Here is a 7,491-nt window from a genome sequence, read left to right on the forward strand (position 1 = left end):
GATCTACACGCCGGCCGAAAAGCGCCAATACGGCTACTACGTGCTGCCCTTCCTGCTTGGCGACCGCATCGTCGCCCGTGTCGATCTGCGAGCCGATCGGCCGGCGAGCGTGCTGCGCGTCCATGCTGCCTATGCCGAAACCGGTGCTCCCGCCGAAACGGCGGCCCAACTCTTCGACGAATTGAAGCAGATGCAGGGCTGGCTCGGCCTGGGAGCGATCGAAGTGACGCCGGCCGGCGACCTCGGGCCGGCGCTGGCCGACATCGCGGTGTCGTAGCCGTGCGTTGACAGGCACCCGGCCGTAAGCCTAAATCCGCCGCAGACGGTCTTCTCCCGGCAAAGGGAGGAGCCAAGAGGGAATGCGGTGCGGGCCAACGCCCAAATCCGCGGCTGTCCCCGCAACTGTAAGCGACGAGCCCCGGCCGAAAACCACTGGGATGTTCCCGGGAAGGCGGCCTTCAAGGCGACGACTCGCGAGCCAGGAGACCTGCCGTCTGAGACTTTAAGTATCCGAATGCCCGGCGGGTTTTCCGGGCAAGGAGCCTGGTTTTGGATCGTAACGGCAGTTTCCCGGCAAATAGTGCGGATATTTCGTCCGAGCCCGACGCGCTGGCCGGCGTGACCGTCATCGTCTGCTCCTCCTGCCGCGACGAAACCGGCTCGGACGCACATCCGCGTGCCGGCGCGCTGCTGGCCGAGGACACGCGCCGGGCTGCCTCCGGCGAAAACATCAACATCCGCACCGTCGAATGCCTCGGCAATTGCAAGCGCCGGCTGAGCGCCGCGCTGCTGCGCGACGGCTGCTGGAGCTATGTCTTCGGCGATCTGACCCCGACCAGCGGCGCCGACCTCATCGCCGGCGCAAAGCTCTTCGCCATCTCGACCGACGGCCTGATCCCCTGGCACGGCCGGCCCGATTCCCTCAAGCGCGGCCTGGTTGCCCGCATTCCTCCCCTCGACATGCTGAAGGACTGACCATGAACGCTTCCGTTTCTCGTGTTCCCTGCACCGTCGTCACCGGCTTCCTCGGCGCCGGCAAGACGACGCTGATCCGCAACCTGCTCGAGAACGCCAAGGGCAAGCGGCTGGCGATCATCGTCAACGAGTTCGGTGATGTCGGCATCGACGGCGAGATACTGAAAGGCTGCTGCGTCGACACATGCCCGGAGGAAAACATCGTCGAGCTCGCCAATGGCTGCATCTGCTGCACCGTGGCCGACGATTTCGTGCCGGCGCTCGACCAGATCCTGTCGCTCAACCCCAAGGTCGACCACATCCTGATCGAGACCTCCGGCCTCGCTCTGCCGAAGCCGCTGGTCCAGGCCTTCCAGTGGCCGACGGTCAAGAGCCGTGTCACGGTCGACGGGGTCGTCGCCGTTGTTGATGGCCCGGCGCTGGCCGACGGCCGCGTCGCTTCCGACATGGATGCCCTGCAGGCCCAGCGCGCCGCGGACGTGACGCTCGACCATGACGATCCGGTCGAAGAGGTATTCGAGGACCAGATTGCCTGCGCCGACCTGATCATCCTGTCGAAGAGCGACCTGATGGATGCGGCCGGATCGCAGCGCGCCAACGCCGTCATCGGCAAGCACGTCGCGCGCGCCGTGAAGATCGTTCCGACCGCGCAAGGCAAGGTCGACCCGTCGGTGCTGCTCGGTCTCGGCCTCGCCGTCGAGGACGACATCGAGAACCGCAAGACCCATCACGACGACGAGCTCGACCATGAGCACGACGATTTCGATTCCTTCGTCATCGACATCCCTTCGGTCGCCAACCCCGATGAGCTGGCCGAGCGCGTCGCCCTTGCCGCCGAGCAGGAAAACGTGCTGCGCGTCAAAGGCTTCGTCGAGGTCGGTGGCAAGCCGATGCGGCTCCTGCTCCAGGCTGTCGGCCCGCGCGTCAATCATTATTACGACCGCGCCTGGACGGCCGAGGACGACCGCCGTTCGCGGCTCGTCGTCATCGGCCTCAAGGGGCTGAACCGCCCGGCGATCGAGCGTATCCTCGCCGGCTGAGGCAAAGACCAAAAAGCGATGCATATCCTCACCACGACATCCGCTTCGCTCGACGATCTCGCCGAGCCGGTCGACCTCAGGCAGACGCCTGCGGATGTGGTGGCCCTGTCCTTCACCGACAGCGACCTCGCCGGTCTGGCCGCCGCCTGGAAGGCCGATGCCGCGCGGCTGCCCGCGATGCGGCTTGCGGCGCTGCGCGACCTTCGCCACCCGATGTCGGTGGATCTTTGGATCGACAGCGTCGCCCGCCACGCCAAGGTCGTCCTGGTGCGCATCCTCGGCGGCTATGAGTGGTGGCGCTATGGCTGCGACCAGCTCGCCGCGGTCGCGCGCGAGCGCGGCATCAAGCTGGCGCTGCTGCCCGGTGAAAGCCATGACGAGGACCAGCGGCTGATCGAAGGCTCGACCCTGCCGCGCGCCGAGCTCGACGCCCTGCTCGGCTATTTCCGCGAAGGCGGGCCGGCCAATATGGCGGCGCTGGTGCAAAGGCTGGCGCGACTTGCGGGGGCTGAGGCGGTCGCGGTTGATGCGGTCAGTGTGCCGAAGGCGGGGTATTATGAGCCGGGAGTTGGTGTCGTCGAGAAGTCGAACGTTTCAAGGGTCGGCATTCCTTCGCACCCCCCTCTGTCCTGCCGGACATCTCCCCCGCAAGGGGGGAGATCAGCCGTCACCCAAGCCGGCTCTATCTCTGCTTCGTCAAATATCGAGCTAGCTGAAACATCTACAGTTGGCGAAACCGTCGACCACAGAGCAATCTCCCCCCTTGCGGGGGAGATGTCCGGCAGGACAGAGGGGGGTGTGACGGAACTCGGCGTCGACAATTTCGCAGTCGTCCCCATCCTCTTCTACCGCTCGATGCTGCTCGCGGCAGACGTAGCGCCGATCGACGCTCTGGCGGAAGCGTTGAAGCAGCAAGGCATGGCCCCTGTGCCGATCTTCGTTTCCAGCCTCAAGGACCCGGCGTCTCTCGCCTTCGTCGAAAACGCGATCGCCTCGCTGAATCCCGCCGCCATCGTCACCGCGACCGCCTTCGCCTCCGGCGCGGAACCCGGCGCCGAGACCCTGTTCGACCGCGCCGCTGTGCCGGTGTTCCAGGTCATCGTCGCCACGACGAGACGCGAGGTCTGGGAGAAGAACCAGCGCGGCCTGGCGCCCGCCGATCTCGCCATGCATGTCGTGCTGCCCGAGCTCGACGGCCGTATCCTTGCCGGCGCCATCTCGTTCAAGGACGAGGTCGAAACCGACCCGGCGCTCGCCTTCCGCGCCTTCGCCAACCGGCCGGAGGCTGATCGCGTCGAGCAGGTCGCCAGGCGGATCGCTGCCTTTATCCGCCTGCAGCGGACCGAGCGGGCCGAGCGCAAGCTGGCGATCCTGATCCCCGATTATCCCAGCGCGCCCGGGCGGACCGGCTATGCCGTTGGGCTTGATGTGCCGTCAAGCGTGCTCGCCATGCTGCATGACCTGAAGGAACAGGGCTATGCGGTAGACGGGATTCCGCAATCGCCGCGGCGATTGCTGGATGTGTTGGAGGTTGGTGGGCTTGGCCTCTCCGTAGAGGACTACTCCGCCTTTTCGTTCGAACTGCCGAGGGAAGCGCGCGATGCAGTAGAGGCCGTGTGGGGCAAGGCAGAAGGGATAGGTTCGCGCGAGGCACCCCCCTCTGTCCTGCCGGACATCTCCCCCGCAAGGGAGGAGATCGATCTGTCGCCACCGCTTTCGCCAATTGTCGGAGTTGCAGGAACGGCGCCTTCGACGGAACTGCCAATCTCCCCCCTTGCGGGGGAGATGTCCGGCAGGACAGAGGGGGGTGCCTCGCGCGAACCTATCCCTTCTGCCTTGCCCCACACGGCCTCTACTGCATCGCGCGCTTCCCTCGGCAGTTCGAACGAAAAGGCGGAGTAGTCCTCTACGGAGAGGCCAAGCCCACCAACCTCCAACACATCCAGCAATCGCCGCGGCGATTGCGGAATCCCGTCTACCGCATAGCCCTGTTCCTTCAGGTCATGCAGCATGGCGAGCACGCTTGACGGCACATCAAGCCCAACGGCATAGCCGGTCCGCCCGGGCGCGCTGGGATAATCGGGGATCAGGATCGCCAGCTTGCGCTCGGCCCGCTCGGTCCGCTGCAGGCGGATAAAGGCAGCGATCCGCCTGGCGACCTGCTCGACGCGATCAGCCTCCGGCCGGTTGGCGAAGGCGCGGAAGGCGAGCGCCGGGTCGGTTTCGACCTCGTCCTTGAACGAGATGGCGCCGGCAAGGATACGGCCGTCGAGCTCGGGCAGCACGACATGCATGGCGAGATCGGCGGGCGCCAGGCCGCGCTGGTTCTTCTCCCAGACCTCGCGTCTCGTCGTGGCGACGATGACCTGGAACACCGGCACAGCGGCGCGGTCGAACAGGGTCTCGGCGCCGGGTTCCGCGCCGGAGGCGAAGGCGGTCGCGGTGACGATGGCGGCGGGATTCAGCGAGGCGATCGCGTTTTCGACGAAGGCGAGAGACGCCGGGTCCTTGAGGCTGGAAACGAAGATCGGCACAGGGGCCATGCCTTGCTGCTTCAACGCTTCCGCCAGAGCGTCGATCGGCGCTACGTCTGCCGCGAGCAGCATCGAGCGGTAGAAGAGGATGGGGACGACTGCGAAATTGTCGACGCCGAGTTCCGTCACACCCCCCTCTGTCCTGCCGGACATCTCCCCCGCAAGGGGGGAGATTGCTCTGTGGTCGACGGTTTCGCCAACTGTAGATGTTTCAGCTAGCTCGATATTTGACGAAGCAGAGATAGAGCCGGCTTGGGTGACGGCTGATCTCCCCCCTTGCGGGGGAGATGTCCGGCAGGACAGAGGGGGGTGCGAAGGAATGCCGACCCTTGAAACGTTCGACTTCTCGACGACACCAACTCCCGGCTCATAATACCCCGCCTTCGGCACACTGACCGCATCAACCGCGACCGCCTCAGCCCCCGCAAGTCGCGCCAGCCTTTGCACCAGCGCCGCCATATTGGCCGGCCCGCCTTCGCGGAAATAGCCGAGCAGGGCGTCGAGCTCGGCGCGCGGCAGGGTCGAGCCTTCGATCAGCCGCTGGTCCTCGTCATGGCTTTCACCGGGCAGCAGCGCCAGCTTGATGCCGCGCTCGCGCGCGACCGCGGCGAGCTGGTCGCAGCCATAGCGCCACCACTCATAGCCGCCGAGGATGCGCACCAGGACGACCTTGGCGTGGCGGGCGACGCTGTCGATCCAAAGATCCACCGACATCGGGTGGCGAAGGTCGCGCAGCGCCGCAAGCCGCATCGCGGGCAGCCGCGCGGCATCGGCCTTCCAGGCGGCGGCCAGACCGGCGAGGTCGCTGTCGGTGAAGGACAGGGCCACCACATCCGCAGGCGTCTGCCTGAGGTCGACCGGCTCGGCGAGATCGTCGAGCGAAGCGGATGTCGTGGTGAGGATATGCATCGCTTTTTGGTCTTTGCCTCAGCCGGCGAGGATACGCTCGATCGCCGGGCGGTTCAGCCCCTTGAGGCCGATGACGACGAGCCGCGAACGGCGGTCGTCCTCGGCCGTCCAGGCGCGGTCGTAATAATGATTGACGCGCGGGCCGACAGCCTGGAGCAGGAGCCGCATCGGCTTGCCACCGACCTCGACGAAGCCTTTGACGCGCAGCACGTTTTCCTGCTCGGCGGCAAGGGCGACGCGCTCGGCCAGCTCATCGGGGTTGGCGACCGAAGGGATGTCGATGACGAAGGAATCGAAATCGTCGTGCTCATGGTCGAGCTCGTCGTCGTGATGGGTCTTGCGGTTCTCGATGTCGTCCTCGACGGCGAGGCCGAGACCGAGCAGCACCGACGGGTCGACCTTGCCTTGCGCGGTCGGAACGATCTTCACGGCGCGCGCGACGTGCTTGCCGATGACGGCGTTGGCGCGCTGCGATCCGGCCGCATCCATCAGGTCGCTCTTCGACAGGATGATCAGGTCGGCGCAGGCAATCTGGTCCTCGAATACCTCTTCGACCGGATCGTCATGGTCGAGCGTCACGTCCGCGGCGCGCTGGGCCTGCAGGGCATCCATGTCGGAAGCGACGCGGCCGTCGGCCAGCGCCGGGCCATCAACAACGGCGACGACCCCGTCGACCGTGACACGGCTCTTGACCGTCGGCCACTGGAAGGCCTGGACCAGCGGCTTCGGCAGAGCGAGGCCGGAGGTCTCGATCAGGATGTGGTCGACCTTGGGGTTGAGCGACAGGATCTGGTCGAGCGCCGGCACGAAATCGTCGGCCACGGTGCAGCAGATGCAGCCATTGGCGAGCTCGACGATGTTTTCCTCCGGGCATGTGTCGACGCAGCAGCCTTTCAGTATCTCGCCGTCGATGCCGACATCACCGAACTCGTTGACGATGATCGCCAGCCGCTTGCCCTTGGCGTTCTCGAGCAGGTTGCGGATCAGCGTCGTCTTGCCGGCGCCGAGGAAGCCGGTGACGACGGTGCAGGGAACACGAGAAACGGAAGCGTTCATGGTCAGTCCTTCAGCATGTCGAGGGGAGGAATGCGGGCAACCAGGCCGCGCTTGAGGGAATCGGGCCGGCCGTGCCAGGGGATCAGGCCGTCGGTCGAGATGGCGAAGAGCTTTGCGCCGGCGATGAGGTCGGCGCCGCTGGTCGGGGTCAGATCGCCGAAGACATAGCTCCAGCAGCCGTCGCGCAGCAGCGCGGCGCTCAGCCGGCGCTTGCAATTGCCGAGGCATTCGACGGTGCGGATGTTGATGTTTTCGCCGGAGGCAGCCCGGCGCGTGTCCTCGGCCAGCAGCGCGCCGGCACGCGGATGTGCGTCCGAGCCGGTTTCGTCGCGGCAGGAGGAGCAGACGATGACGGTCACGCCGGCCAGCGCGTCGGGCTCGGACGAAATATCCGCACTATTTGCCGGGAAACTGCCGTTACGATCCAAAACCAGGCTCCTTGCCCGGAAAACCCGCCGGGCATTCGGATACTTAAAGTCTCAGACGGCAGGTCTCCTGGCTCGCGAGTCGTCGCCTTGAAGGCCGCCTTCCCGGGAACATCCCAGTGGTTTTCGGCCGGGGCTCGTCGCTTACAGTTGCGGGGACAGCCGCGGATTTGGGCGTTGGCCCGCACCGCATTCCCTCTTGGCTCCTCCCTTTGCCGGGAGAAGACCGTCTGCGGCGGATTTAGGCTTACGGCCGGGTGCCTGTCAACGCACGGCTACGACACCGCGATGTCGGCCAGCGCCGGCCCGAGGTCGCCGGCCGGCGTCACTTCGATCGCTCCCAGGCCGAGCCAGCCCTGCATCTGCTTCAATTCGTCGAAGAGTTGGGCCGCCGTTTCGGCGGGAGCACCGGTTTCGGCATAGGCAGCATGGACGCGCAGCACGCTCGCCGGCCGATCGGCTCGCAGATCGACACGGGCGACGATGCGGTCGCCAAGCAGGAAGGGCAGCACGTAGTAGCCGTATTGGCGCTTTTCGGCCGGCGTGTAGATC

At 66.1% G+C, this 7,491-nt stretch carries 6 protein-coding genes, 2 pseudogenes and 2 riboswitches; of the genes and pseudogenes, 4 read left to right on the forward strand and 4 right to left on the reverse strand.

What is annotated here, in order from left to right; all coding sequences use genetic code 11:
- From FJ417_RS32705 to FJ417_RS32720, 4 genes and pseudogenes are all read left to right on the forward strand, one after another.
- Positions 1-277 (forward strand): crosslink repair DNA glycosylase YcaQ family protein (locus FJ417_RS32705; RefSeq protein WP_181183369.1); only part of this gene is annotated, 277 nt, incomplete at its 5' end.
- Positions 278-306: 29 nt separating this feature from the next.
- Positions 307-510: riboswitch (cobalamin riboswitch) on the forward strand.
- A 39-nt stretch (positions 511-549) separates the two neighbouring features.
- Positions 550-975 carry a DUF1636 family protein gene (locus FJ417_RS32710; RefSeq protein ID WP_140786316.1) on the forward strand — a complete coding sequence of 142 codons (426 nt, stop codon included), beginning with the start codon at positions 550-552 and terminating at the stop codon, positions 973-975.
- Between the two features lie 2 nt (positions 976-977).
- On the forward strand, positions 978-2,015 hold the full coding sequence (gene cobW, locus FJ417_RS32715; protein ID WP_140786317.1) for a cobalamin biosynthesis protein CobW: 1,038 nt from the start codon (positions 978-980) through the stop codon (positions 2,013-2,015).
- Positions 2,016-2,033: 18 nt separating this feature from the next.
- Positions 2,034-3,707, forward strand: a pseudogene (locus FJ417_RS32720) (cobaltochelatase subunit CobN); the annotation flags it as partial.
- Positions 3,708-3,847: 140 nt separating this feature from the next.
- Here FJ417_RS32720 and FJ417_RS32725 read toward each other — a convergent pair.
- From FJ417_RS32725 to FJ417_RS32740, 4 genes and pseudogenes are all read right to left on the reverse strand, one after another.
- Positions 3,848-5,458: pseudogene (locus tag FJ417_RS32725) on the reverse strand (cobaltochelatase subunit CobN); the annotation flags it as partial.
- Positions 5,459-5,476: 18 nt separating this feature from the next.
- The gene (cobW, locus tag FJ417_RS32730) at positions 5,477-6,514 is read right to left on the reverse strand and encodes a cobalamin biosynthesis protein CobW (RefSeq protein WP_140786317.1); all 1,038 of its coding nucleotides are present in this window, start codon (positions 6,512-6,514) and stop codon (positions 5,477-5,479) included.
- 2 nt (positions 6,515-6,516) lie between these two features.
- A complete protein-coding gene (locus tag FJ417_RS32735; protein ID WP_140786316.1) occupies positions 6,517-6,942 on the reverse strand; it encodes a DUF1636 family protein in 426 nt (141 codons plus the stop codon).
- Between the two features lie 39 nt (positions 6,943-6,981).
- A riboswitch (cobalamin riboswitch) is annotated at positions 6,982-7,185 on the reverse strand.
- Positions 7,186-7,214: 29 nt separating this feature from the next.
- The coding region (locus FJ417_RS32740) for a crosslink repair DNA glycosylase YcaQ family protein (protein WP_181183369.1) at positions 7,215-7,491 on the reverse strand (277 nt) is incomplete at its 5' end.

Origin of the sequence: Mesorhizobium sp. B3-1-7 (assembly GCF_006439385.1) — a bacterium.
GTDB lineage: Bacteria > Pseudomonadota > Alphaproteobacteria > Rhizobiales > Rhizobiaceae > Mesorhizobium.